Annotated in this window: 1 protein-coding gene; it reads left to right on the top strand. The window is 61.8% G+C overall.

The genetic code is table 11. The features are described 5' to 3' along the window. Nucleotides 1-865: 865 nt before the first annotated feature. A partial coding sequence (locus JHD07_RS28350) for a ParB/RepB/Spo0J family partition protein (RefSeq protein ID WP_291628188.1) occupies nucleotides 866-2,758 on the top strand: 1,893 nt, incomplete at its 3' end.

Here is a 2,758-nt window from a genome sequence, read left to right as displayed (position 1 = left end):
GAGATCGGTTGGCCGCTCTTATGTCGTGCGCCTGCCTGGGTCAGCGCGTTGGCGATCGTTGCCCATGTCAATCCTGAAGTTGCCAGCCGCTGTAGCGTCAGATAGTGCGCGCGTACCGATCGTTCAAACGGAATATCAAACGACCAGTTCTTGACCAGATGTTGTAGCTCGCGGCGCATGATGTCGCTCGTTATATGACTGCCTGCTCCAGAGGTAATGGCAATCGACCCGATGTCAATCGATGGTCTCGTCGTTGATGCGATTTACGACAGCGAGCGCAAATATCGCGCGAGCATCGCCTCAAGCTCAACATCAACGATGGTGCGAACGAATTCGCAGTATCAGACCGGGTCAAAGCGCGCCGCGCGAAATCTCGGCACGCTCATCCTTGAGCCGACATGTCAAAATGCCAAAATGCCAAAACCCAGGCAGAAGTCTGCGTCACTGTTGCGGGGTAACAAAACCAGGAAGATTTCGCGGAGAGTATCGAGCCGTTCGCCGGGGACACTCGGTCCCGGGTCCCGCCGCAGGCGGCGCGATGCTGCCCCTCTCTTTGACCGGCCTCACGACTGCCAACGGGCCTTCGCTGCGGCGCAGACGCCCTATCTGTTTTTGGGAGCTAAGGGCTCCGCCCTCGCGCGGGCAAGGGTGAAGCCCCGGCGGCGCCGGGACCGGCCGAGGCGGTCTCCCCGACCTTCCGCGCGGCCCACTCTTCGACGGACTCCAGGTCCGACATCCGCTTGTGCAGGCCGGGTGATCCCCCTCCGCCCCGGCCGCCCTTGCTCTCGCTACCCCGGTCTCGCCGACGGGCAGGGTTGCAGCGCCGTGGAGCGCTTGCACCCCAACCCTCAAAAGGAGATCGCCGATGTCTGCCAAGAAGATTCAAACGGCTCTCGCGAGCGGCGCGGAGGTCCTGATTCCGCTCAACAAGCTGAAGAAGTCCCCGAAAAATGCGCGCAAGACGCCGCACAGTGAAGCGTCCATCGAAGCCTATGCCGCCAGCATCGCCGCGAAAGGCATCCTGCAAAATCTTGTCGTCGAACCGGAATTGGACAGCGAGGGGGCGGCTACTGGTTTCTATTTCGTGACCATTGGCGAAGGCCGCAGGCTCGCTCAGCTCTTACGAGTCAAGCGCAAGGAAATCAACAAGACCGAGCCGATACGTTGCATCGTCGACACCGCGAACGATCCGCACGAGATTAGCCTCGATGAAAATATCACACGCGAGAGCATGCACCCCGCGGACCAGTTCGAGGCTTTCAAGAAGTTAGCGGACGAACGCGGCTTTGGCGCGGAAGAGATCGCAGCGCGATTTGGCGTGACGCCTCACGTGGTGCGCCAACGGCTGCGACTGAGCGCGGTGTCGCCCCGGCTGATAGAGGCCTACCGCAATGGCGAAATGGGGTTCGAGCAGTTGGTGGCGTTCGCCCTCATCGACGATCATGAGCGGCAGGAAGAGATTTATAGTCGGCTGACTTATAGCCGCGATCCCGTCACGATCCGCCGGATGCTGACGGAAACCAACGTCGCTGCTACCGACCGACGAGCGGTCTTCGTCGGTCGTGAGGCCTACACCGAGGCGGGTGGCACTATCCTGCGTGATCTCTTTACTGAGGATCGCGGCGGCTATTTGAAGGATGCAGCGCTGTTGGACCGGCTCGCCCTGGACAAGCTGCAACTGTTGGCGACGACCTTGCAGAAGGACGAGGGCTGGAAATGGGCGGAGGCGAACCTCGATTTTCCGCACGGTCACGGCCTCCGGCGCGTCTATCCGCGAGAGGTCGCGCTTTCGGCGGAAGATCAAGCTGCCTACGAAGCCGCGCAGGCCGAATTCGATCTCCTCACTAAGCAGTATGAGAATTTTGAGGAGCTTCCCGAGGATGCTGATATCCGGTTCGGCGAGCTCGAAGCCGAGATGGACCGCCTTGAAGCCCTGCACCGCGCGTACGATGCCGATGACATCGCCTGCGGCGGCGCGTTCGTGGTTCTCAACCATGATGGTGAAATTCGCGTCGAGCGCGGCTTTATTCGTCCGGAGGACGATAATCGCCGGCAGAAGGCGTCGGCCGAGAGTGACGTGCAAGGTCATGATGTGGATGCGGCCGACCGCGACGACGATATGGAGTCCGATGCCGGCCTTTCGGACAGTCTGGTTGCCGATCTCACCGCCCACCGAACCCTTGGCCTTCGTCTGGCGTTGTCGGACCAACCCGATGTCGCGCTTGTCGCCGTCACCCATGCGCTGGTGGCGCAGACGTTCTATCGGGGGGCCGAGGCCAATGTCCTCGATATTCGTCCGGGCAGCTTGTTCCTCGGCTCTCACGCGGACGGAATAGCCGATACCGAAGCGGGCCGGTCTTGGTCGGATCGGCACGCGCGCTGGGCGGCGCAGCTGCCGTGTGATGTTGCCGATCTCTGGCCCTTCGTCGTTGCCCTCGACCACGACAGCCGCATGGCGATCTTTGCGCATTGCGCAGCCCTGACCATCAACGCGGTCAAGTTGCCGCGCGATCTTCGCCCGCGTGCACTGGCAACCGCGGATAGACTGGCCAAGGCCGTTGCTCTCGATATGAGCGGCTATTGGCGACCGACCGTGCGAACCTATCTCGGACGTGTCACCAAGGCGCGTATCCTTGACGCGGTGCGAGAAGCCGTGAGCGCTGAGGCAGCGGACCGCATGGCCGACATGAAGAAGCCGGACATGGCGGAGGCCGCCGAGCAGTTGCTGGCTACAACGGGTTGGCTGCCTGCACTGATG

This window comes from Bradyrhizobium sp., from assembly GCF_016462955.1.
Classification (GTDB): domain Bacteria; phylum Pseudomonadota; class Alphaproteobacteria; order Rhizobiales; family Xanthobacteraceae; genus Bradyrhizobium.
Note: the sequence above shows the minus strand (reverse complement) of the source record. Positions and strands in the feature narration are given on the sequence as shown.